Annotated in this window: 25 protein-coding genes; 16 read left to right on the top strand and 9 right to left on the bottom strand. The window is 54.9% G+C overall.

Annotated features, from left to right (window positions below; all coding sequences use genetic code 11):
• Nucleotides 1-4: 4 nt before the first annotated feature.
• Nucleotides 5-730: a two-component system response regulator BtsR gene (gene btsR / locus HB631_RS16425; protein WP_213992243.1), complete on the top strand. Its 726-nt coding sequence runs from the start codon at nucleotides 5-7 to the stop codon at nucleotides 728-730.
• A gap of 166 nt (nucleotides 731-896) precedes the next feature.
• Here btsR and HB631_RS16430 read toward each other — a convergent pair whose 3' ends face one another.
• On the bottom strand, nucleotides 897-1,619 hold the full coding sequence (locus HB631_RS16430) for a TSUP family transporter (RefSeq protein WP_213992244.1): 723 nt from the start codon (nucleotides 1,617-1,619) through the stop codon (nucleotides 897-899).
• A 379-nt stretch (nucleotides 1,620-1,998) separates the two neighbouring features.
• Here HB631_RS16430 and HB631_RS16435 point away from each other — a divergent pair, with 379 nt between their 5' ends.
• Nucleotides 1,999-3,042, top strand: coding sequence for an aldo/keto reductase (locus HB631_RS16435; protein WP_213992245.1), 1,044 nt, complete (start codon nucleotides 1,999-2,001; stop codon nucleotides 3,040-3,042).
• Between the two features lie 286 nt (nucleotides 3,043-3,328).
• Here HB631_RS16435 and HB631_RS16440 read toward each other — a convergent pair whose 3' ends face one another.
• On the bottom strand, nucleotides 3,329-3,682 hold the full coding sequence (locus tag HB631_RS16440; RefSeq protein WP_213992246.1) for a MerR family transcriptional regulator: 354 nt from the start codon (nucleotides 3,680-3,682) through the stop codon (nucleotides 3,329-3,331).
• An 88-nt stretch (nucleotides 3,683-3,770) separates the two neighbouring features.
• Here HB631_RS16440 and HB631_RS16445 point away from each other — a divergent pair, with 88 nt between their 5' ends.
• From HB631_RS16445 to HB631_RS16455, 3 genes are all read left to right on the top strand, one after another.
• Entirely contained in the window at nucleotides 3,771-4,568 is a 798-nt protein-coding gene (locus HB631_RS16445) for an alpha/beta hydrolase (protein ID WP_213992247.1), read from the top strand.
• A gap of 202 nt (nucleotides 4,569-4,770) precedes the next feature.
• Nucleotides 4,771-5,070, top strand: coding sequence for an SDR family oxidoreductase (locus HB631_RS16450; RefSeq protein ID WP_213992248.1), 300 nt, complete (start codon nucleotides 4,771-4,773; stop codon nucleotides 5,068-5,070).
• Nucleotides 5,071-5,301: 231 nt separating this feature from the next.
• Entirely contained in the window at nucleotides 5,302-5,739 is a 438-nt protein-coding gene (locus tag HB631_RS16455; protein WP_213992249.1) for a GNAT family N-acetyltransferase, read from the top strand.
• Between the two features lie 165 nt (nucleotides 5,740-5,904).
• Here HB631_RS16455 and HB631_RS16460 read toward each other — a convergent pair whose 3' ends face one another.
• Entirely contained in the window at nucleotides 5,905-6,552 is a 648-nt protein-coding gene (locus HB631_RS16460) for a TetR/AcrR family transcriptional regulator (RefSeq protein ID WP_213992250.1), read from the bottom strand.
• Nucleotides 6,553-6,628: 76 nt separating this feature from the next.
• Here HB631_RS16460 and HB631_RS16465 point away from each other — a divergent pair, with 76 nt between their 5' ends.
• From HB631_RS16465 to HB631_RS16475, 3 genes are all read left to right on the top strand, one after another.
• Nucleotides 6,629-7,363 carry an SDR family oxidoreductase gene (locus HB631_RS16465; RefSeq protein WP_213992251.1) on the top strand — a complete coding sequence of 245 codons (735 nt, stop codon included), beginning with the start codon at nucleotides 6,629-6,631 and terminating at the stop codon, nucleotides 7,361-7,363.
• A 228-nt stretch (nucleotides 7,364-7,591) separates the two neighbouring features.
• Nucleotides 7,592-8,083 (top strand): pentapeptide repeat-containing protein, encoded by a 492-nt coding sequence (locus tag HB631_RS16470; RefSeq protein WP_345945717.1) that lies wholly within the window; start codon nucleotides 7,592-7,594, stop codon nucleotides 8,081-8,083.
• A 611-nt stretch (nucleotides 8,084-8,694) separates the two neighbouring features.
• Nucleotides 8,695-8,937, top strand: a complete 243-nt coding sequence (locus tag HB631_RS16475; protein ID WP_213992252.1) for a hypothetical protein — start codon at nucleotides 8,695-8,697, stop codon at nucleotides 8,935-8,937.
• A 406-nt stretch (nucleotides 8,938-9,343) separates the two neighbouring features.
• Here the strand turns inward: HB631_RS16475 and HB631_RS16480 are convergent, their stop codons facing one another.
• Nucleotides 9,344-9,919: a TetR/AcrR family transcriptional regulator gene (locus HB631_RS16480; protein WP_213992253.1), complete on the bottom strand. Its 576-nt coding sequence runs from the start codon at nucleotides 9,917-9,919 to the stop codon at nucleotides 9,344-9,346.
• Between the two features lie 149 nt (nucleotides 9,920-10,068).
• On the opposite strand from HB631_RS16480, the gene HB631_RS16485 reads away from it, so the two are divergent.
• Nucleotides 10,069-10,806, top strand: coding sequence for an SDR family oxidoreductase (locus HB631_RS16485; protein ID WP_345945718.1), 738 nt, complete (start codon nucleotides 10,069-10,071; stop codon nucleotides 10,804-10,806).
• Between the two features lie 104 nt (nucleotides 10,807-10,910).
• Nucleotides 10,911-11,510: an NADPH-dependent F420 reductase gene (locus HB631_RS16490; RefSeq protein ID WP_213992255.1), complete on the top strand. Its 600-nt coding sequence runs from the start codon at nucleotides 10,911-10,913 to the stop codon at nucleotides 11,508-11,510.
• Between the two features lie 174 nt (nucleotides 11,511-11,684).
• On the opposite strand, the gene ychF is transcribed toward HB631_RS16490, so the two are convergent.
• Together ychF and pth are read right to left on the bottom strand one after the other, a co-directional pair.
• Nucleotides 11,685-12,776: a redox-regulated ATPase YchF gene (gene ychF / locus HB631_RS16495; RefSeq protein ID WP_213992256.1), complete on the bottom strand. Its 1,092-nt coding sequence runs from the start codon at nucleotides 12,774-12,776 to the stop codon at nucleotides 11,685-11,687.
• A gap of 139 nt (nucleotides 12,777-12,915) precedes the next feature.
• On the bottom strand, nucleotides 12,916-13,500 hold the full coding sequence (gene pth, locus HB631_RS16500) for an aminoacyl-tRNA hydrolase (protein WP_213992257.1): 585 nt from the start codon (nucleotides 13,498-13,500) through the stop codon (nucleotides 12,916-12,918).
• Nucleotides 13,501-14,159: 659 nt separating this feature from the next.
• Between pth and ychH the strand changes: the two genes are divergently transcribed.
• Nucleotides 14,160-14,429, top strand: coding sequence for a stress-induced protein YchH (gene ychH / locus HB631_RS16505; protein ID WP_213992258.1), 270 nt, complete (start codon nucleotides 14,160-14,162; stop codon nucleotides 14,427-14,429).
• Nucleotides 14,430-14,700: 271 nt separating this feature from the next.
• Here ychH and prs read toward each other — a convergent pair whose 3' ends face one another.
• The 3 genes from prs to lolB form a co-directional block, all read right to left on the bottom strand.
• A complete protein-coding gene (gene prs, locus HB631_RS16510; RefSeq protein WP_213992259.1) occupies nucleotides 14,701-15,648 on the bottom strand; it encodes a ribose-phosphate diphosphokinase in 948 nt (315 codons plus the stop codon).
• A 276-nt stretch (nucleotides 15,649-15,924) separates the two neighbouring features.
• On the bottom strand, nucleotides 15,925-16,785 hold the full coding sequence (ispE, locus tag HB631_RS16515) for a 4-(cytidine 5'-diphospho)-2-C-methyl-D-erythritol kinase (protein ID WP_213992260.1): 861 nt from the start codon (nucleotides 16,783-16,785) through the stop codon (nucleotides 15,925-15,927).
• Entirely contained in the window at nucleotides 16,782-17,405 is a 624-nt protein-coding gene (gene lolB / locus HB631_RS16520; protein WP_213992261.1) for a lipoprotein insertase outer membrane protein LolB, read from the bottom strand. Before lolB ends, ispE begins: the two co-directional genes overlap by 4 nt.
• A 365-nt stretch (nucleotides 17,406-17,770) precedes the next feature.
• Here lolB and hemA point away from each other — a divergent pair, with 365 nt between their 5' ends.
• The 5 genes from hemA to kdsA all read left to right on the top strand — a co-directional run bounded on the left by hemA (nucleotide 17,771) and on the right by kdsA (nucleotide 23,004).
• Nucleotides 17,771-19,087 (top strand): glutamyl-tRNA reductase, encoded by a 1,317-nt coding sequence (gene hemA / locus HB631_RS16525; protein ID WP_213992262.1) that lies wholly within the window; start codon nucleotides 17,771-17,773, stop codon nucleotides 19,085-19,087.
• A 32-nt stretch (nucleotides 19,088-19,119) separates the two neighbouring features.
• Nucleotides 19,120-20,202, top strand: coding sequence for a peptide chain release factor 1 (gene prfA, locus HB631_RS16530; protein ID WP_213992263.1), 1,083 nt, complete (start codon nucleotides 19,120-19,122; stop codon nucleotides 20,200-20,202).
• Complete coding sequence (prmC, locus tag HB631_RS16535) at nucleotides 20,202-21,035, top strand: peptide chain release factor N(5)-glutamine methyltransferase (RefSeq protein ID WP_213992264.1); 834 nt, start codon at nucleotides 20,202-20,204, stop codon at nucleotides 21,033-21,035. Before prfA ends, prmC begins: the two co-directional genes overlap by 1 nt.
• Nucleotides 21,036-21,222: 187 nt before the next feature.
• Nucleotides 21,223-22,032 carry an invasion regulator SirB1 gene (gene sirB1, locus HB631_RS16540; protein WP_213992265.1) on the top strand — a complete coding sequence of 270 codons (810 nt, stop codon included), beginning with the start codon at nucleotides 21,223-21,225 and terminating at the stop codon, nucleotides 22,030-22,032.
• 117 nt (nucleotides 22,033-22,149) lie between these two features.
• Complete coding sequence (gene kdsA, locus HB631_RS16545; protein WP_213992266.1) at nucleotides 22,150-23,004, top strand: 3-deoxy-8-phosphooctulonate synthase; 855 nt, start codon at nucleotides 22,150-22,152, stop codon at nucleotides 23,002-23,004.
• The last annotated feature ends 319 nt before the right edge of the window (nucleotides 23,005-23,323 follow it).

Consider the following 23,323-nt stretch of genomic DNA (forward strand, 5'->3'; position numbering starts at 1 on the left):
CCTTATGCTGACCGTGCTGATTGTGGACGACGAACCCCTGGCCCGGGACAATCTGCGGGTACTGCTAGAGCAGGACCCGCGGGTTTCGGTGATCGGCGAATGCGCCAATGCGGTGGAAGCCATCGGCGCGGTGCATCGGCAGCATCCCGACGTGATATTTCTCGATATTCAGATGCCGCGCATCAGCGGACTGGAAATGGTGGGTATGATTGACCCGGCCTGCATGCCCTATATCGTATTTCTCACCGCTTACGACGAGTACGCGGTAAGGGCTTTTGAAGAGCATGCCTTTGATTACCTGCTTAAACCCATCGAGGCGCCAAGACTGACGAAGACCCTGAATCGACTGCACGAGGCGCGCCCCGAACAGAACCTGCGGGCTCTGGAGGGTGAGGAAACCGGTCTGCAATATATTCCCTGCACCGGCCATAGCCGCATCTATCTGTTGAAAACCGACGAGGTGATTTTCGCCAGCTCCCGCCTGAGCGGCGTGTTTGTCACAGGCTTGGAAGGGGGAGAATGCTTTACCGAACTGACGCTGAAAACCCTCGAAAGCCGCACGCCGATGGTGCGCTGCCATCGCCAGTTCCTGGTGAATATGGCGCATTTGCGGGAAATCCGCCTGGAAGAGAGCGGCCAGGGGGAAATTGCCCTTAGCAATGGCTATTCCGTGCCGGTCAGCCGCCGCTATCTGAAATCCCTTAAACAGCTGCTGGGCCTGAAAGGCTAGTCCCAAAAAAACGAGGGAATCTCCGGCGAGGGCAACCCTACCAGGCTGTTTCGCCCTCGGTGTCCGCCGTCCCGGTAAGTTTTGCCCGAAGCGGGCCCGCCCTGATATTGCTTGCTCGTCTTACTGCCTGAAGTCGCTGTGCAGTCTCGCTGTAAGCCTGACCTTCTCAGGTCAACGCCGCCCAAAGGAGCGAAAGACCGGAGCACAACAGCAACGCGTCGAGAAGAAATTCAAACGAACGAACGCTTAGACGCAGCACCACGGCCTTTCCGGCAAACGAGCCGGCCATCACCGATGCCCCGATAATGAGGCCCTGCCAGAGCGCGGCGGGTGGAAGCGCGCCCAACTGCCGGAAGGTCACCACTTTGCTGACCATCAGGGTAAGCGAACTGGCGGCCTCCGTTGAAAGAAACGCGCCCTTCAGCAAGCCATAGGCGGTAAAGGCCGGCACACTGAGCGGCCCGGTTGAAAGCACTATGCCGGTGATGTAACCGATAACCGCACCCGCCACTGCCAACTGCCATAGCCGGATGTGGAGGCGACGCGCATGAAGCCAGCGCCGGGTCGGGATCATGACAAGAAAAAAGGCGCCGAGCGCGATGTTAACCCAATGCGAAGGCAGGACCAACAATGTGCGCGCACCGAGCGCGGCCGCCGGCACACCGGGAATGGAGTAGGCGAGGAATGCCCGCCAATCGATTTCTCGCCACCACGCCACGGCTTTCGCGATGTTCGACATCAGGGCCGCCACCGCCATAATCGGTATCGCCTGCTTTGGCCCGTACTGGTACACCAAAACGGGAAGCAGCATGATAGACGAACCGGTTCCGATGATGCCGCTAAGGGCGCCGGCCGCAAGGCCCACAATCAGGACAAAGAGATACGCCACACTGATTATTCCAAGGTTAGGAGAGACGGCCCAGACCCTTATTCCTTGCGCAGTTCCGTGCGCAGAAGGGAAAGAGAGGATAGCGTACACAGGGTCAATAGAATAGATATCTGAACATATTTTATGCAGTATTCAACAGTCTCTAACGCCGGTCACCTTTCGATCCCTCCCCGGGATCAATAAAAAATGCCACTCTGGCGGCATATGGCGTCAACTCCCTTAATGTGCTCCCGCGCAGGATCGGGCAAATATCAGAGAGATTTGCACAGGGAAAATCCTGGGGTCTGCTGCATAATTCAATGAGTCGCTTTTTATACGGCAGCGCCATTCTATGGCCCGAAGCGTTAAGACGTTTCGTCTATCACATGAGGATTTTCCAATGCGCTACAAAAAATTCGGTAACACCGGTCTGTTTGTTTCGGAACTGTGCCTGGGTACCATGACCTTTGGCGGCGAAGGGGGCATGTGGGGTAAAATCGGCAACCTCCAGCAAGGGGAGGTGGATAAACTGGTGGGTCATGCCCTGGACAACGGCATCAATTTCCTGGATACCGCCAACGTCTATTCCGAGGGGCGCTCGGAAATCATGACCGGCCAGGCCCTGAAAAATCTTAAAGTGTCCCGTGAAAACGTGGTATTGGCCACCAAAGTCTTCGGCGAAACCGGCACCGGCGGCATCAATTCCCGCGGCTCTTCCCGCTTTCATATCATGGAATCGGTAAAGGCCAGTCTCGGCCGGCTACAGCTTGATCATATCGATTTGTATCAGCTGCACGGTTTTGATCCCGCCACCCCCATTGAAGAGACGCTGCGGGCCTTGGACGATTTGGTGCGGGAAGGGCATATCCGTTATGTCGGCGTATCCAATTGGGCCGCCTGGCAGATCATGAAAGCCCTGGGCATCTCAGAACGGCTCGGCCTGGCCCGGTTTGAATCCCTGCAGGCCTATTACACCGTGGCCGGACGGGATCTGGAACGTGAACTGGTGCCGCTGCTGCAAAGTGAAAACGTCGGGCTGATGGTATGGAGTCCCCTGGCCGGCGGCCTGCTGAGCGGCAAATACGGCCGCAATGTGCAGGCGGAAGAGGGCAGCCGGCGCGTCTCCTTTGATTTCCCGCCGGTTAACCAGGAGCGGGCTTATGACTGTATCGACGCCATGCGGGTTATCGCCGATCGCCACGGGGTATCTGTGGCGCAAATCGCCCTGGCCTGGCTGCTGCATCAGCCGGTGGTGTCCAGCGTGATTATCGGCGCCAAACGGCTGGAACAGCTGGAGGACAACCTGGCCGCCACCGGCATTACCCTCAGCGATGAGGAGCTGAGCGCCATTGAGCAGGTCAGCGCCTTGCCGGCGGAATATCCCGGCTGGATGCTGGAACGCCAGGGCGCACCCAGAAGACAACAATTAAGCGAAGGAGAATAATCCCTTCACCGGCACGGCCCAGATGTTGCTGGGCCGTGACACTAAGCACACATTATTATCCCGCGCCATTTTCGATATAAAGAGCCCTTGGATTGACTTTGTATACCATCAGATGGTCAAAACTGAAGGGTGCAACCCTGAGCGGGTAAGTCGGTTAGGCGGGCGCGGCGCACACTCATCACCACGAATGGCGCCGTTTAACGTCTACTCGCTTATAAAATGAACGCTGAACCACACAGGCGCGTGTTCGTCGCCCTTCATGCTATAGCAATCGTTGATCACCGCCCTAGACCGCTTCCACGCCATCCAAAAAGCTCGCCACGATTTGCCGGCTTTCTCCCAGATTACGCAGCTTCTCATCCAGCTTCTCCACCTCCTGCCGCAACGCCGCCCGAACTTCGTTGCAGGGGACAAAACGCGGCTGGTTGTCCAGAATGCAAGGCAACAGGATGCGGATGGTCTCGATCTTTAAACCTGCCGCACTGAGCATACGAATGCGCTGGGCAGCCTGTATTTGGGCGGCGCCATAGTCACGATAGCCCGATTCTGTTCGCACCGGCTGCAGCAACCCCTCCTGTTCGTAATAACGCAGCATCCGCTCGCTGACACCGGTACGTCTCGCCAACTCACCAATTTTCATTCTCTCCCCCTTCATTTTTTGCTTGACCTTAACAGCGCTGTCAAAGTTTAGCCTGAATTCCTCGTTTCAAAAAGCAGGGCTTAAGCTGATGGCAATTATTGAGATCGCAGGCGCACAGGTTTCCTATCAGGTAGACGGCCATGGACCCGGCCTGGTTTTCGTGCATGGAACCGGTGGGGATTCGCAAAGCAACTGGGGCCATTTGGTGGAACGTTTCTCCGGGCAGTGGACGGTGGTACGGCCCGACTATGCCGGTTCAGGCGCCACCGTGGACGATGGACAGCCACTCTCGCTGGCGGCCCTGGCCGCGCAGGTGGTGGGAGCGGCGAGAGCCGCGGGCGCGCTGCCGTTCCATCTGGTGGGATTCTCGCTGGGGGCAAGTATCGCCGCCTATATCGCCGCCGAGTATGCCGATGAAGTACGCTCCGTCGTGCTGCTGGCGGGATTTGCCTCAGGTGCGGACGGGCGTATGCAGCTGGAGTTCAGCCTGTGGCGAGGCCTTATCCGCAGCGATCGCCGGTCCATGGCCCGATTATTGCTGCTGACGGGGTTTAGTCCCGATTTCCTGCGCAGCCTGAGTCAGCAACAGATTGAGGAGACCGTCGACGCCATCATCTCCGGCAATCAGTGGGAAGGCATGGGGCGCCAGGTAGAGCTTGATCTCAGCCTGGATGTGAGCGAACAGGTCAAGCGCATCGCCAAACCCACGTTGGTGATCGGCTGCGCCCACGATTACATGGTGCCGCCGGCCCACGGGCGGGCGCTGGCGGCGGCGATCCCCGGCGCGCGCTACGCGGAACTGGACAGCGGACATTTGGCAACCCTGGAGCGTCCCGATGAGTTCACTCGGCTGGTGACGGACTTCCTGCGTGAGAGTGAGCAATAAATGCGCCGGCACCGCCATGTTCGCACTCTCGGTATTGGTAGTGGACGTGGCGGGCGCTGAACCCGTCGCCATGCAACCGCGCCGTTGGAGCGCAACGGCTGGTGGGTCCAGTGCATGCCGTGTGCCGCTAACGACATCAGAACCTTGGCGAGATTGGGGCAAGGGCACCGCTATTTTGCCAGGAAGCCGGCGTCCCGGGGGCTTGGCTTATGCCGCGGCAAAAGCCGGCGTGCAAGGCTTTACAGCGAGTCTTGCGCGTGAATTGGCGCCTCGAGGCATCACGGTCAATACGATTACGTCTGGGTTGATTGCAGGAACAGGGTTCTTCGGCGCGGCGGGTATTCCCCCAGAACGAATGGCGGAAATAGTCAGTGAAATTCCCGTTGGACGCGCGGGATGTCCTGACGATGTTGCCGCGACGACCGCATGGCTTGCAAGCGGTGAGGCGGCATTTGTCACCGGAGCCACCATCCCGGTAAATGGCGGATGGAGGATTAATTAACCTGGCAAAAGGAGTTAAATGTATTGCCTATCGGTGGGGGTAGGGAGAACCATTGCTTAGGTTTTATTTTTGTCACTGGCGTAAATTGCCGCCATAAAGATTCGCCTCTGGTTCACTTACCAGTAAATCGCATCCAAGTCGGGGCTGTGCGGCTTGCCCGCTATTGACATTAACCTCAGTCTGCCGCATAAATTTTCCCTTTGTTGAGGCTTTCTTACGAGGTAATAAACCATGGCAATAATCCGTCCCGCCGTGCTTTCGGACGCATCCGCCATTGAATCGCTGCTTTCGGATCTCGGTTATCCAGGCACCAGTGGATTTATACAAGATAGGATTCAACAGCTTCTTGCACATCCTGATGAGGAACTGCTGGTTGCGGAAGAGGGCAACAGGATCTTGGGCGTTATTTCTCTGCATTTCATTCCTCAATTGGCGCTGGCAGGCGACTTTTGCCGGATTAGCTATTTTTGCGTGGACTCGGCTGCCCGAGGAAAGGGAATCGGAAGTCTGCTTGAATCCCGTGCGGAAGAATTGGCCCGTGACCGTCACTGCGACAGAATCGAGGTCCATTGCCATGCCAGACGTACCGATGCCCACCGTTTCTATGACCGGCAGTGGTATATTGAATCGCCTAAATATCTCTGTAAACCGCTCAAAAAAAATCTTTGAAGCGTAACGAATTGAACCGTCATTAAATACATGCATTGCCGGCCGTTTTTCCTGCCGCCATCTTCATCATATCAAAGGGTATCGACGGGGGCGATCGTCTCCGGAAGAAAAGCCTTCTTTATGCTTGCTTTTATGCTAATCATTGGGTGAATAGGGCCCGGCGCACTAAGTTGCCGTCAGCGGAACTTTCGCCGCGTTCAGATACGCACAGATCATCAACGTCAGCTGCGATTGCAGGCTGCCGTCGATAAATAATTCTGACTGATCCCTTTCGAATACGGTGCGAACGGTTCCACGCAGGACATTAGACAGCGTCAGGTTCACCCTGGTGAGGTCCTGGAACTTCGCGTCCGGGGCGCTGGCAAACATGGCCTCGCTCGCCGCTTCGACGCGCCTCGACATCGACTCCACCAACTCGGCGACATTCACCTCGGCCGCCGCACGATAAAGCGCGCTGGTCACATCGCGCCGCTCAATTTTGACCTTGGTATAGGTACTCACCAGCGCATCGACCATCTGCGCATAGGGCTTTCCATGATGGGTGAGGCAGGCCGCCTCCACCCGCTCCGCCAACATGTTCAGGTACCTCTGGTTCAGCGCATAGAATAAAGCCTGTTTGTTGGGGAAATACTGGTATAGCGAACCGACGGAGACTCCCGCTCTTTCGGCAACAAGCGTGGTGGTCAGACGAGACGGCCCTTCAGCAAGCAAAACCTGAATCGTTGCTTCGTATATGGCCTCCACAGTGCTGGTGGATCGCGCCTGCTGTGGCGTTTTGCGGGCATTTACGGCCAGTGTCTGTTTAGGAATCATATGCGAATTCAAAACCTGAAGGATTCTTCTTATTCTTAATGTGACCGGATTAATCGACTTTTTCAAGGAACTTCATATGACCAATAATACTGACCACGTTGCGCTGGTGACCGGCGCCAATAAAGGCATCGGCTACGAAATCGCCAGACAGCTTGCTTTAACCGGGGTCTCTGTCCTGTTGGGGGCACGGGACGCCGGCCGGGGCAAATCCGCGGCCAAGGAACTGGTTTCCCAAGGTCTCAATGTGGCGTTTATTCAGATTGATATTTGCGACGGGGAGAGCATTGCCGCCGCCGCCGCCAAAATAGATGCCGAGCATGGCCGGCTCGATATTCTGGTGAATAATGCCGGCATTGCCGACTATACGGACGGCGCGCCCAGCGTTGCCGCCCTGGATACGGTGCGTCGCGTCTATGAAACGAATTTCATCGGCGCGCTGGCGGTCACACAATCGATGCTGCCGCTGCTGCGCAGGTCCGAAGCCGGGCGTATCGTCAATATGTCCAGCAGCTTGGGCTCATTAACCCTTAATGGCGATCCTAGCTGGCAATTCTACGACGTAAAGCTTATCGGCTACAACGCGTCAAAGGCCGCGTTGAACATGCTGACGGTTCAGCTTAACGCCGAGCTGAGGGAGACCAAAATCACCGCGGTGTCCGCCTGCCCGGGCCTGGTAAACACCGAACTGAGCGGAAATCGCGGCGATCGAACCCCCGCCGAGGCGGCGGTGTTTGTGGTGCGACTGGCCCGGCTTACAGACCATGATGCTCTTGGGGCTTATCAAAGCGAGCAGGGCACAGTTCCTTGGTAGTGATTATCGGTTTTAAGCATTCAGACGAACATTAAACCGCAAGCAGCGAGATGGAGAAGGATTCGTCTCATATTATTTATTCCGATCATTTATAAGAACACTGACAATAAGCGCTTGCCACCGGGAACGTTCAATAGATCATAGTGGAAAAGTCCTGTAAAATTGTTAAAGCATAAATATTAGGTTTATTCCAAGAGGCTTATTGTCAATATTTTGAGTGGTGCGAATTTGTCCGGAGTAAACCTGACCGATGCAAATCTGACCGGGGCTGACCTTAAAGCGGCAGATCTGACCAACGCAAACTTGACCGGGGCGGACCTGACGGGTGCAAGAATTTCAATCAACGTTAAAAATTGGCGAAGTTTTCTTTCCGTAAGTCCATCGCCAAAACAGTTTGCTGGAGCAAATATAACGTTGGAACTGCCGGAAAAATGGGAAGGTAATATGCTCGACCGTAATTTAAATTACCTCAACTATCCCGACAAGTTTAGCCTGTTGATAGCTATAGATAGTCTTGGCGATGACAAACAGAAGGTTGCTTGGGCTTTGGAATTGATAAAATCATTCAAAAAAATAGATGTAACGGGTATTGCCACACCTTTACTGGCTGTTTTAGACACATTGCCTTATACCGGTAATGAGGATCTTTCGGCGTGGCTAAAAAAATTACGCGCTGAATTGGATTATAGATTGCAACCATTGAAGTGGACTGACGAATAGCAGGTAACGATTTTCCATAACGGCGGTTATCTATCTGCTGGTGTCATTCAATTTCTCATTCTCAGACTGTTAGATATAGTAGGTCAGACGAATTAGAACAGAGGGTGAAATAATACTGTAATTGCATCATTCATTACGCATGAAACTAATATTTACTTAAATTTACTTCAGCCAAAATGATAATAAATTATACAATTAAACATTATTCTATCGGAAGTAATATCACACATTGCTGAATTTACCTTTGAACATAAAGCCTATATAACCTATTGATTATATTAACTTAGCAACTGATTTTTTTGTTATTAACCTTTGTCTTATCGAAAAATAATCCGTTATTATAGCCCGGCATTATTCTTTTAATGCAGGGACCCTCACTCCCTAATCCACAAACGGCATAATATGCAGGTTGTGTTATGTCGTTTTCTCAGTAATCATTGCGCAGCGAGCTAATACTCGTTCGTCATGTCAATGGTGGCTCAGGTCGTGCAGCTTAAGAGCTGGCCGTTTTGTGGAGCGGTAGTGAGATCCCGATTTGGGCCACCGCCATTAATTTCTTTTACGCGGTGGCGCTTGTAACTGAGGCCACAGTACCTGTTTTCCTGCTTGCCATGAGTGAACATCTACGCTTTACCTCCTTGTATCAGGAGCCTTACCAAGGAAGACCTTATCAAATCGCCGAGCCTTGTTTTGACGACGTGCAGTGCCAATGTCAGGCGCTGGCCTGCGCGGCGTATAAAATCGAAGATGAAGATGTCCGGGAGCTGCTGTTATTTACCTTGATAGAAAAACAGCAGCAACTGGAAACGCTGTTACCGGCTACCCAACCCATAAAGGTCGAGTCGTTGTATTAACGCAGCTGCTTTTATGCCCCTGTAGGTCCCATAATGAGAGGGGTGGAGTGCAGCCCCCGGCTAGGACGCCATACTGCGAAGCGCATCAAAAATAATAGCACTTGATGTAAAACGGAGGTTGGAACTGATTTACGAAACAAACGACGAGTGGCAGAATTGAGATAACGATTAATACAATGTCATAAAATAGAAATATACCTATAGGCAAGAGAAAATGATTGAATTTGAAATGGCGATTGATGTGGCGAAAAAAAACGTTAAAAAGCTTCTGCCGCATAATTAAGAAGATGATTGCATTTTAATTAATTTTTTTAAAATTATTTTAAAAATACTTAAAAATAATGAATCTACTTTAATCCACGCATGCGCGTGGTTTGAAGAGCCGCAAATAATACAATGCACTCTGTTACGTTACCTTCTTGTTATCGTTGCCAGGCCGATTTGTCAGGATGGCGCTCGTAATAATATGAAAAAGATGCTCCCCCCGTGGCGCGAATCCGGGCTGGCCGACGAGCCAACCGAGCGCCGACATCAGGGCGAACAGGTCGTCCGCATCCATATCAGCGCGCGCCGTTCCCTCGGCCTGGGCACGGAGCAGTAGTCGCGCGCCCGCTGAGCGCACCGCTGTGCATGGAGCGTAAAGCGCGGAGTTCGGGTCCGCGTGGGCGCTCGCCATCAAGGCGACGACGCCGCTGTAGCTATCAACGAACGCCACCCCTTCGCGAAACCAGGACACCAGTGCGTCACCAGGTGGATTCGACGTTTCGAGTTCGATTGCCTTCTGCGTCAGAGCATCCAGATTGGTACGCAGCAACGCTTCGAACAAAGCTTCTCGCGTCGGGAAATGGCGAAGCAGTGTGGCCAACCCGACGTCGGCCCGGCGGGCTATATCTCGCATGGACGCCTCGGCGCCATGCTCGGTGACGACGTCGCGCGCGACTGCGAGTACATGGCTGTAATTTTTTCTGGCGTCGGCTCGCATAAGTCACCTTGACAAGTGGATCAGTGATCCGTATATTCGGATCAGTGATCCGGATTGCTGGGTTAGGATCTGGATCGGTGATCCACAAGATACATCGTCCTTGTGCCAATGGCAACAAAGACGCTGTCCGACACGATAAAAGGTGAAAAATCATGGGAAAGCTGGAAGGTAAGGTTGCAGTCATCACGGGTGGATCGAGCGGCATGGCGCTGGCGAGCGCCATGCGGTTCGTCGAAGAAGGCGCCTACGTTTTCATCACGGGCCGGCGGCAGGAGACGCTGGATGAGGCCGTCAAGCTGATTGGCCGGAATGTGACCGGCGTACGCGGTGACGCGGCCAATCTTGACGACCTCGACCGCCTGTTCGATACGGTCAAGCGGGAAAAAGGCAACATCGACGTCCTGTACGCGAGCGCCGGCACGGGCGAAGCCGTCCCACTGGGCGAGATAACCGAGCAGCACTTCGATACGGCCTTCAACCTGAATGCGCGCGGCACGCTGTTTACGGTTCAGAAGGCGTTACCGCTGTTCAACGATGGCGGATCGATCTTCATGACCGGATCAATTGCTTCGATCAAGGGTTTTCCCGGTTTCAGCGTGTATGCGGCCAGCAAGGCGACGTTGCTCGCATTCGCACGCGGGTGGCTCAACGAACTGAAGGGCCGGAAAATCCGGGTGAACGTGCTGAGCCCGGGGCAGATAGCCACACCGATTCAGGAGCAAATTTTTGACGAGGAGACGCAGCGGTATTTCGAATCTCTGGTCCCGCGTGGAAAGATGGGTCGTCCTGAGGAAATTGCGGCAGTTGCGCTGTTTCTTGCTTCAGACGAATCAAGCTTCGTGAATGGGGTGGAACTGTATGTCGACGGCGGCACCTCGGCCATCTGACATCGCGTCGAAAAGCGTGCAGAAGGACCTGTCAGCTCGACGACGATGACGCAAGTTGTGTCGATAAATAGAGATTCCTTATCAATACTGAATGGAGAATCCCCATGAGCTATTCGATTATTGGCTTTGGCGCGGTAGGTCAGGCGCTCGCCCGGGCGTTTGCAAGAAAGAACATCGAGGTGATCGTCGCCAGCCGGCGTCCTCCCGAGGCCTTGATGCAGCAGGCGCGAGCGATCGGCCCCACCGTTGTCCCCAAGTCGCTGCGGGAGGCGATCGCGTCCGACACAATCTTCCTGGCGGTTCCGTTCTGGGAACATCGCGAAGTCGCGAAGCAGATCGCAACCTGGCACGGCAAGACCATCATCGACGCGACAAATGCTTTGGGTGTTCCCGTTGAAGACCTGGAAGATCAACCGTCGTCCGCGGTTGTCGCCAAAGCGTTTACCGGCGCCAGGTTCGTAAAGGGCTTTAACCATCTGCCCGCTGCCGTTTTGGCTGCTGATCCGAGCGTGAAGGGCGGCAGCCGCGTCGTGTTTTTGTCCAGTGATGACGAAAATGCGGTGGCACCGGTCGCGGTTCTGGCAGAACAACTGGGTTTCTCGCCGATTGCGCTAGGACCGCTAAAGGATGGCGGCTCGCTCGTCCAAGCCAGGGGCAATACCTGGGGTAAGCTGATCTTCAAGGATCTCGTCAAGTTCAAATAGCGGCGCTTCACGAAACAATGGGAAACTGAGAGAGTTTCCCTCATTTTTGACTGCGCTTACACGAGACAATCTGAGACGCTATAAAAAGAAAAACCCACGAAAACGCGTGGATTTTATTGGGTTTGTAAGCCTTCATGAGATTCAGTGGGAACCCATGAGACAACGAAAATTATTTTAGACGTTAAACAGGAAATTCATCACATCACCGTCTTTGACGATGTATTCCTTGCCTTCGGATCGCATCTTGCCGGCTTCTTTCGCCCCTTGTTCGCCTTTGTAATGGATAAAGTCGTCAAAGGCGATGGTCTGGGCGCGGATAAAGCCTTTTTCAAAATCAGTGTGGATTTTACCGGCCGCCTGCGGGGCGGTGGCGCCCACCGGTATGGTCCAGGCGCGCACTTCTTTTACCCCGGCGGTGAAATAGGTTTGCAGATTGAGCAACTCATAGCCGGCGCGGATCACGCGGTTCAGCCCGGGCTCTTCCAGGCCCAGCTCCGCCATGAATTCGGCCCGTTCGTCCTCTTCCAATTCGGCGATATCGGATTCCACCGCCGCGCAAACCGGCACCACTACTGAACCCTCTGCTTCGGCAATCTTGCGCACGGTATCCAGGTACGGGTTGTTTTCGTACCCATCTTCAGCCACGTTGGCAATATACATGGTGGGTTTCAGCGTCAGGAAACTCAGGTAGCGGATGGCTTCTTTTTCTTCATCGGTCAAATTCAGCGTGCGCAGCATACCGGCCTCGCTTAGATGGGGCAGGCATTTTTCCAGCGCGGCCAACTCGATTTTGGCGTCTTTATCGCCGCCCTTGGCGCGTTTTTGCACCCGGAACAGCGCCCGTTCGCAGGCTTCCAGATCGGACAGCGCCAGCTCGGTGTTGATGACGTCGATATCTTCAGCCGGATCGACCTTGCCGGCCACGTGGATGATATTGTCGTTTTCAAAACAACGCACCACGTGTCCGATGGCTTCGGTCTCGCGAATATTGGTCAGGAATTGGTTGCCCAGTCCTTCGCCTTTTGATGCTCCTTTAACCAGTCCGGCGATGTCCACGAATTCCATGGTGGTGGGCACGATACGCTGCGGTTTGACGATGGCGGACAGCTGGTCCAGGCGAGCATCGGGCATCGGCACCACGCCGGTATTCGGCTCAATGGTACAGAATGGGAAATTTGCCGCCTCGATCCCCGCTTTGGTCAGTGCATTAAACAGCGTGGACTTACCCACGTTCGGCAGCCCCACAATTCCGCATTTGAAACCCATGGTTAAATCACCTTAAATAACTTTATTATCAACCGGTTAATATTGGCCGGCATCTTAATCCACAGTCTAGGGCATTATTATACACATAAACCGGCCATAACTCGATTGGCGGCACGGCGCCGCCGGGCTGAAGAGCGGTTCATTCGGCCTTGAAGGTATGCAGACGGTTCATGGCCTTAACCGCGCCGTCGGTGATGAGTATCGGCGTGCATTTCACCGCCTCGTCAATGGCCTGATCGATCAGGCTCTGTTCACTTAACGGCGGTTTGCCCAGGACAAAACCCACCACTTTGTTTTTATCACCGGGATGGCCGATGCCGATGCGCAGCCGGTGGAACTGCTGGGTATTGCCCAGACAGCTGATAATGCTTTTCAAACCGTTATGGCCGCCGGGGCCGCCCCCGAGCTTCAGGCGGGCGTTGCCCGGCGGTAAATCCAGCTCGTCATGGGCCACCAATATTTCTTCCGGTAAAATGCGGTAAAAGGTCGCCATGGCCGCCACCGCTTTACCACTCAGGTTCATGAAGGTGGTGGGCACCAGTAAGCGGATATCCTGTCCGGCGATCAGCAGGCGGGCAGTGTAGCCGTAAAATTTGCTCTCTTCCTTGAGATCGAGGCGGTAGTCCCGGGTTAGCGTATCGACATACCAGGCACCGGCGTTGTGTCTGGTGGCGGCATATTCCGCACCGGGATTGGCCAGACCCACAATTAATTTGATCGACATGACGTTTACATTCTCAATATGAACAACTTTAAAACAGGCTTAGGTTAGCGGCGTGCGGCTGATGCCGCTTGGACGACGCAGGGTAAGAAAATCCGGCGCTTATGGTAGCAGATTTCGACCCCGACGGTTCAAGTCTAAATCAGGACATTCAAGAGCCGTTGCGGTCCGCCGCCGATAGCAATAAAAGTACAATAAGACAGGTCTCATTGTGTATAATCGAATCACCCCTCGGCAGAGCTAACACCACAATCTGTGAGTGCCGGAGATAAGCGCCGGAGAGGGGGTCCTTCCATGCTCCGGCCTCGTGCCGGTTTTTTTTGTATCCATGGCGGTCGCAGGGTCAATAGTTAAAAATCCTTACTCGATTCGAATGTTACCTTTTGATACGTTCTATAATTTGATATGTCATCGCTGACATCTTTTTATCCAACTGCTCTCAAAAGCGCAAGAGGGAGTCCTGCCCGGGCCTTTCCAGTCCTGCCTTGTCCAAGCGTTAAGAAATTGGCAAGAGAAGTTCAAAAGTATTAAATTGTATGACTAAATTTTCACATTGTGATCGGATGCACGATGTTTATCGTCACTTACTGTCTATACTTTAATCAGTAGGACTCAATGAGATACAAGATTGCCGATTTCATTGATGAACCCGGAGGTGGACGATGAAACGTAAATCAGCATTAATGATGGGAAATGGTTTGATGGGCGTCGGGATGGTCATGATGATAGCCGGGCTCGCCTGTTCAGTCATGAATCAGTTACCCCAGTTGAATATGAATCCGCTGCTCGCCAATGGCGCAATCTTCGGCATATTTGTCGGCGCGCTATTGTGGTTAACCGGTGCCCGCATCGGCGGACATGAACGCGTAACCGATCGCTACTGGTGGCTGCGCAAATTTGACGAACGCTGCCGCCGCACTGGCCATCATTAACGGGTCATTGATATTGCTATCATGAGTAACCCTGCGTCAATTATGCCATAGGGTTGCGCAATCATCTTGACTTGCGCCCGAAAAGCGTAAGAGCTTATCCCCTTGTCCCGAACTTGTATTGCAGGTTCGGGCTATATTCCCAGCTTTAAACCAGCCGTAAATTTTTTTTAAAACTGCTACTGCCGGCGCCGAATTCTCGACTGACTGCGGTAACGTCCGGTAATCACGGACTCTCCCGCAGACAGCTCTCTGAAAACAACCCCGTTAATCATTAATGTTCGAACATGGCGGAAATCGATTCTTCATTGCTGATACGACGTATGGCTTCGGCCAGCATGCCTGACAATGTCAACGTGCGGACATTGGGCAGGGCTTTGATAGCGGGCGCCAAAGGAATAGTATCGCAAACAATCACTTCATCAATAACCGAGCTTTTGATGTTTTCATACGCATTGCCGGAAAAAATAGGATGGGTGGCATAGGCGAAAACACGCTTGGCGCCACGGTCCTTCAACGCTTCAGCCGCTTTGCACAAGGTACCGCCGGTATCAATCATGTCATCAACCAAAACACAATCACGGTTCGCCACGTCGCCGATGATATGCATCACCTGCGAAACGTTGGCGCGCGGACGGCGTTTATCGATGATGGCCATATCGGTATCATTGAGCAATTTGGCAATAGCACGGGCACGAACCACACCACCGATATCCGGAGAAACGACGATGGGGTTTTCCAACTCCTGCTGTAGCATATCTTCCAGCAGGATCGGACTTCCGAACACGTTATCCACCGGCACATCGAAAAAGCCTTGAATCTGCTCGGCGTGCAGGTCTACCGTCAGAACACGGTCGACGCCCACGCTTGACAAAAAGTCGGCCACGACTTTTGCGGTAATGGGAACCCGGGCGGAACGTACGCGACGATCCTGGCGGGCATAACCAAAGTAGGGGATAACGGCGGTAATACGTCCGGCGGAGGCCCGGCGCAACGCATCGACCATGACCACCAGCTCCATCAGGTTATCGTTGGTAGGCGCGCAGGTGGATTGGATGATGAAAATATCCCCACCGCGCACGTTCTCATTGATTTGCACGCTGACTTCGCCGTCGCTGAAGCGGCCGACGGCGGCGTCCCCTAGGCTGGTGTATAAACGGTTGGCAATACGTTGCGCTAGTTCCGGGGTGGCGTTACCAGCAAAAAGCTTCATATCAGGCACGAGAAGAACCTCAGGCTTGCGTCCAGAGAAGGTATTGCACAGGATAACACTCAGGACCGGAGCGCCATACAGGGCAATGCCACACGGGTATAAATTATTGAGATATACCCGTCATACTTCGAGTCGCAGGTGCGTTGGCTTTCCTCGCTCACCCCAGTCACTTACCAATGTAAGCTCCTGGGGACTCGCTGCGTTGCCGCCTTCCTGCAACTCGAATTATTTAGGGCATAAACCGCTATGGCCGCCGGGGTTGAGACGGCAACAGAGCGGGAAATCTCAATTCGCCCCGGCCAACGTGTCATGCAATGAAGAAACGTTGACGCCACGCGCTACAAAACCATGCATCCATGCCGGGGCTTGCTCAAGCACCTGGCGGGCATCGGTCTCGGTATCGAATTCAGCGAATACACAAGCGCCGGTGCCAGTCAGTCGCGACGGCGCGTATTCTAACAGCCATGAAAGATGCTGTTCAACCTCGTAAAAACGTTTTCTTGCGATTGGTTCACAATCATTATGAAACGGCTCACGTAATAACGTCTCCAGGGAGCGTACCGGCGAGTCTCTTTTCAGCGCCGGATCGGCAAAGATAGCCGGGGTTGAAACCGAGACTTGCGGCACCGCCACCAGATACCATTTTTCCGGCGGCGCGGCGGGGGTCAATATTTCACCGATACCCTCGGCAAAGGCCGCGTGGCCTCGCACGAACACCGGCACATCGGCGCCCAGAGACAAGCCGAGGCGGGCCAATTCCCCATCGTCCAAACCACATTGCCACAAATTATTCAGGGCTACCAGCACCGTTGCCGCGTTGGACGATCCGCCCCCCAAACCGCCCCCCATGGGCAGTCTTTTCTCCAACCATATATCGGCGCCGGGGCGGGAAAATTTATTTTTTGCGGCAACGGGGTGTCGCCGTAATAACTCCGCGGCCCGGACAATGAGATTATCGGCTTCGTTCACGCCGGGAAGCGGGGTGAGCAGCCGGACGACGCCGGTGTTCACCGGCTCGATGGTCAGTTGGTCGCCATAATCGAGGAACTGAAACAGCGTTTGCAGCAGGTGATAACCATCGGCCCGGCGACCGGTGATGTAAAGGAAGAGGTTAAGTTTACCGGGTGACGGCCAGCGATGAATCATTTCAGGTTCCAGCTATCCATTTTGAGCTTGATACGCTGATCGCCCTGGAGCAGTTGCATATTGCCCGGCATCGACGGGCGGGTATCGTCGAGGTAGTCCTGGTAGGTCACCGTCCATTGCTGCCCGCCCTGGCTGTAATTGACCTGTTTGAGCTGTCCCTTGTCGTCCAGGGTGAAATCCCGCGCGTCCCCCGGCAGGCCGAGCATCCACTTGCGCAGATTATCCAGCGGGATATCCATGCCGGTCAGTTTATGGATCATCAGTTGTGCATCGTCGCTGACATATTTTTTGCCGTCGCTGTTGATGACCTGGGCCATGCCGGGCTGAACGCTGAGATCCATTTCAGTGCTGCCCAGGGGACTGGTGAGCAGCAGCCGGTAGCGATCGGGGCCGGTTTGCTGCCAGTTGAAACGGGCATAGACTTTTTGCTTGCTGGAAATATAGGCAAAAGAGCCGCGGGTTTGATAATGGGTCAACTGTGATACCGCTTGTTCATGTTGCCGCCATTCCGGTGAGGTTTGGCTTTTCGCCGGACCGGTGGGCGTACGAACACTACAGGCCGCCAGGAGCAGGGCGGCCAGCGGAAGTACCCGGTAACAGGCTGGAATACGCTTCGGCATGGGGAACAGCTTCCTTATTTATTTGCTGATTTTATGGTTTTCATCACGCTAACGAACCGCAAGGATAGCGTCAATTTCTTTGATAGGTGGTATTTTAATTCCACACAAGTTATACCCGTCATCTTTAACGTTGCTGCGGTGTTGGCCGCGCTTGCTCACCCGAATCACTTACCAACGTAAGCTCTTCGGGTTCTCTCGCTTGCCGCCTTGCCGCAACGTGAAAGCTATAGGGTGATATAGTTTAACAAGCTAAACCGTCTAGTGGTGCGAAAATGCGGTGCGACTTTTCTTGAAAGCCGGCATCAAGTAGAATGCACTTAAACCATAACCATACAATTACTCGTATTATTTATCAGCCGTATTCTATGACTTTGCTGGCCTTAGGCATCAACCATAAAACAGCGCCGATCGCACTTCGCGAGCGGGTGGCATTTGCCCCCGACACCCTTGATCAGGCCCTGGCAAGCTTGCTTCAGCAGCCGCTGGTGCAGGGAGGTGTCGTGCTGTCCACGTGCAACCGCACCGAATTATACCTCAGTGTGGACCAGCAAGATAATCTTCAGGAAGCGAATCCTCGGCAGGCCGTTCTCCAGGGAAACGGACTTCAGGAAAACGTTCTTCAGGAAAAATTGCTGCGATGGTTATGTGATTATCAAGGCCTATCCCCGGAAGACCTGCGCCAAAGCCTGTACTGGCACCTCGGCGACGAGGCGGTCAGTCACCTGATGCGGGTGGCCAGCGGCCTGGATTCGCTGGTGCTGGGGGAACCGCAGATTCTCGGGCAGGTTAAAAAAGCCTTTGCCGACTCCCAGCTCGGCCACGCCCAAGCCGGTGAACTGGAGCGGATGTTCCAGAAAGCCTTTTCCGTGGCCAAGCGGGTACGCACCGAAACCGAAATAGGTTCCAACGCCGTGTCGGTGGCGTTTGCCGCCTGTACGCTGGCGCGGCAGATATTTGAATCCCTCGCGGAGGTGACGGTGCTGCTGGTGGGCGCCGGGGAGACTATCGAACTGGTGGCGCGGCATCTGCGTGAGCATAAGGTCAAATCCCTGATTATCGCCAACCGGACCCGGGAGCGGGCGCAGCGCCTGGCCGACCAGGTCGGGGCGGACGTTATCGGCCTGGGGGATATAGACAGTATGCTCGCCCAGGCCGATATCATCATCAGTTCAACCGCCAGTACCCTGCCTATCATCGGCAAGGGCATGGCCGAACGGGCCATGAAACTGCGCCGCAATCAGCCGATGCTGCTGGTGGATATCGCGGTTCCGCGGGATATCGAACCGGAAGTGGGCAAAATCCCCAATGCCTATCTGTATACGGTGGACGATTTACAGGCCATTATTGAAAAAAACATGGCCCAGCGGCAATCCGCGGCCGTCCAGGCGGAAACCATCGTTGAGCAGGAATGTCTTGATTTCATGGGCTGGCTGCGCGGGCAAAACGCGGTGGAAACCATTCGCGATTACCGCAGCCAGGCCGATACCCTGCGGGCCGATATTGAAGCGCGCGCCCTGGCCGCCCTTAGCCTTGGCGCCGATCCACGAGACGTGATTCGGGAAATGGGTCATCGCTTGACCAACCGCCTTATCCACGCACCAACCAAATCACTGCAACAAGCCGCCCGAGACGGTGACGTCGAGCGGCTGCAAATCCTGCGGGACAGTCTGGGACTGGACTAGCTCATTATACTTATAAGGTAAAACCACCACCCATGAAGCCTTCTATTGTTGCCAAACTGGAAGCATTACAAGAGCGCCAGGAAGAAGTCGAGGTTTTCCTCGGCGATCCCAGCGTTATTACCGATCAGGAGCGTTTTCGCGCGCTGTCCCGAGAGTATGCGCAACTGACCGATGTTACGGCGTCCTTTCAGCGCTGGCGGCATGTGCAAGACGATATCGACACGGCGGAAATGCTGCTGGACGATCCGGAAATGCGCGATATGGCGCAAGAGGAGCTGAAACACGCCAAATCCGTGCAGGAAGAGCTGGAGCAGGAATTGCAGCTGCTTTTGCTGCCCAAAGACCCGGATGATGAGCGCGGCTGTTTTCTCGAAGTGCGGGCGGGCACCGGCGGTGACGAAGCCGCCATCTTTGCCGGCGATCTGTTTCGCATGTACAGCCGCTATGCCGAAGCGCGCCGCTGGCGCATCGAGATTGTCAGCGCCAGCGACGGCGAGCAGGGCGGCTATAAAGAGGTCATTGCCAAAATAGACAACGATGGCGCCTACGGCCAGCTTAAATTCGAATCGGGCGGCCACCGGGTGCAGCGGGTGCCGGAAACCGAATCCCAGGGCCGCATCCACACCTCCGCCTGCACGGTGGCGGTGATGCCGGCCATCCCGGAAGAGGAATTGCCGGAAATCAATCCCGGCGATTTGCGCATCGACACCTTCCGCTCCTCCGGCGCCGGCGGCCAGCATGTGAATACCACCGACTCCGCCATCCGCATTACCCATTTGCCCACCGGGCTGGTGGTGGAATGCCAGGATGAGCGCTCGCAACACAAAAATAAAGCCAAAGCGCTGGCGGTGCTGGGGGCGCGGCTGCGTGCCGCTGAAATACACCGGCGCCAGCTGGAGGAGGCGTCTACCCGCCGCAATTTACTGGGCAGCGGCGACAGGTCCGATCGCATCCGCACCTATAACTTCCCCCAGGGACGGGTGACGGATCATCGTATCGGCCTGACGCTGTACCGGCTGGATGAAGTTATCGAAGGCAAGCTGGATATGCTGATCCAACCGATCATGCAGGAGTACCAGGCCGATCAGCTGGCGGCGCTGGCGGATCAGTCCTGATGGAGATACGCGAGTGGCTGAATGCCGCCGTCCGGCAGTTGGCGGCGGGCGAAAGCCCCAAACGCGACGCCGAGATTTTGCTCGGTTTTGTTACCGGCCGCCCGCGTACCTGGTTACTGGCTTTTGATGAAACGCCGCTCACGGCACAGCAGGTCTTATTACTGGCGGATCTGCTGGCCCGTCGCGAAGCCGGCGAGCCCATAGCCTATCTTACCGGCGAGCGTGAATTCTGGTCCCTCAGGCTTAAAGTCTCGCCGGTGACGTTGATTCCACGCCCCGATACCGAATGCCTGGTTGAGCAGGCCCTGGCGCTGGTGCAGGAGCCGCTGGCGGATGTGCTGGATTTGGGTACCGGCACCGGCGCCATTGCGCTGGCGTTGGCCAGCGAGCGTCCGGGCTGGCGGCTGACCGGTATTGACGTGCAGTCCGGAGCGGTAGCGCTGGCGCGGGAAAACGCCCGTAATCTTGGTTTGAGCAATGCCGCATTCGAGATCGGAAGTTGGTATAAATCATTGCAGGGACAGCGCTATACCCTTATTGTGAGTAACCCCCCCTATATTGATGCCGATGACCCGCATTTAGGCCGTGGCGATGTACGTTACGAGCCGCTCGGCGCCTTGGTGGCCGCTTCCTCCGGTCTGGCGGATCTGGCCGCCGTTATCGACGGCGCCGGCGCCCATTTGCAGCCCGGCGGCTGGCTGGCGCTGGAGCACGGCTGGCAGCAGGGCGAGGCTGTGCGCGGCCTGTTGTTCCGGGCCGGTTTTCATCGGGTCGGCAGCCGGAACGACTATGGCGGTAATGAACGTGTTTCAATGGGACAATGGCCGGCGTGAGACGCCGATCATGACGACGATGAAGGAGCGATGATGAGTAGTGCTTATAGGGCAATCAAGTACTTTCATTTAACGGCGGTATGGAGAATCCTTTCCCTTTTTTCCCTGCGCTTAGGTTGGCGCTGTCGCTTTTCTCTATCATTTACCGTCTGGCAACCAGCAAACAGCCTTTGCTGACAGGATTTTTATGAGTAATATTGCGGATTTTGAATACAATCTCTCACCGCTCAGCGAGGGTGTCATACGTATCTCTCTTGCCATCCGCCAGGATTTTCCCGCCGATAACGTCCGTCAGCAGTTGGCAACGCTGACCGAAGAAGCGCGGGAATATATCCCCGACGACATGCGACCGGATCAACAGCTCGATTTATTGCTGAATTTATTCTACCGCATCTGGGGTTTCGGCGGCGTGGGGGGTGTTTACCGCTTATCCGACGCGCTGTGGCTGGACCAGGTGCTGGAACGCCGCCAGGGGCTGCCCACATCCTTAGGCATTGTCCTGCTGCATATTGCTCAGGGCCTGGGAATTCCTCTGCTGCCGGTGATATTCCCCACCCAGATGATCCTGCGCGCCGGTTGGCTGGACGGCGAAATGTGGCTTATTAATCCCATTAACGGCGATACCCTGGATGAACATACCCTCGATATCTGGCTACGCGGCAATATCGGCACCGGTATAGAGCTGGTGGACGAGGACCTGGAGGAAGCGGACAATAGCACCGTGGTGCGAAAATTGCTGGACACCCTGAAATCCGCGTTGATGGATGAAAAACAAATGGAGCTGGCGTTGGGCGCCAGCGAGGCCATGCTGGAATTCGATCCCGACGATCCCTACGAAATCCGCGATCGGGGTTTGATTTATGCGCAGTTGGAATGCGATCATGTGGCGTTATCCGATCTCAATTATTTCGTTGAGCAATGCCCCGAAGATCCCATCAGCGAAATGATCAAAGTGCAAATCCACTCTATCGAGCAGAAATCGGTGACGCTGCATTGATCCCCATAACGCTATACCCCAGATAATTCCAGTTGCGGTAAGGCCGACATACCCGCGACTTGATGTATGAGGGGTATATACCGCCGGCAGTTCGATTTACGATAATAAGGCCCTGATATGAAGCAAAAAACAGTTAATATTGGCGAAATTCCCGTGGCGAACGATCGTCCCTTTGTCCTGTTCGGCGGCATGAATGTGCTGGAGTCTCGCGAACTGGCCATGCGTATCTGCGAACATTATGTGACCGTCACGCAAAAATTGGGCATTCCGTACGTCTTCAAGGCGTCATTTGACAAAGCCAACCGTTCCTCTATCCACTCCTACCGCGGTCCGGGACTGGAAGAAGGCATGAAAATCTTCCAGGAGCTGAAAGCGCAATTCGGCGTCAAAATTATCACCGACGTGCACGAAGCGGCACAGGCGCAAGCAGTCTCTGAAGTGGTGGATGTAATTCAGCTGCCGGCGTTCCTGGCCCGTCAAACCGATCTGGTGGAGGCTATGGCCCGCACCGGCGCGGTGATTAACGTGAAAAAACCGCAATTTATCAGCCCCTCCCAGGTGGGTAATATTGTCGATAAATTCCATGAGGCGGGTAACGATCAGGTTATCTTGTGCGACCGCGGCAGCAATTTCGGTTACGACAACCTGGTGGTGGATATACTGGGCTTCAACGTGATGAACCGCGTTTCCGGCGGCTGTCCGGTGATTTTTGACGTCACTCATGCCCTGCAAACCCGCGACCCGTTCGGCGCCGCTTCAGGCGGCCGCCGCGCCCAGGTGGCGGAATTGGCCCGCGCCGGCATGGCGGTGGGCATCGCCGGTTTGTTTATCGAGGCGCACCCGGATCCGGAACATGCCAAATGCGACGGCCCTTCGGCGCTGCCGCTGGATAAGCTGGAGCCTTTCCTGGCGCAGATGAAAGCCATTGATGAGCTGGTGAAAAGTTTTCCGGCGCTGGATACCAGCCGATAAGAGGAACTGGATACCAAGGTATCCGGTCAGACTGCTGACTAACATACTCGGAGTCGATAAGGCGGGACAGGCTGCTAGAGGAGTAAACCGTCCGCGCCAGGGATGGCGCGGATCGAACCCCCAGGGAAGGGTTCACGGCGTGTTTACGATCTAGCAGCCTGTCTCGACCGGGCACTTTGTCAGCAAACTCACTGGATACCAAGGTATCCAGTCTAATTGACTCCGAGCGGCCCATGGCGCTGGGCCCGCAATCGTCGATCGTGCAGCGAGCCTGTTAAAGGGAGAGCGCGCCAATGTGGTCGAAGCGGGCGTGGTTTTT

Origin of the sequence: Sodalis sp. dw_96 (assembly GCF_018449575.1) — a bacterium.
In the GTDB taxonomy this organism is placed as follows: domain Bacteria; phylum Pseudomonadota; class Gammaproteobacteria; order Enterobacterales; family Enterobacteriaceae; genus Acerihabitans.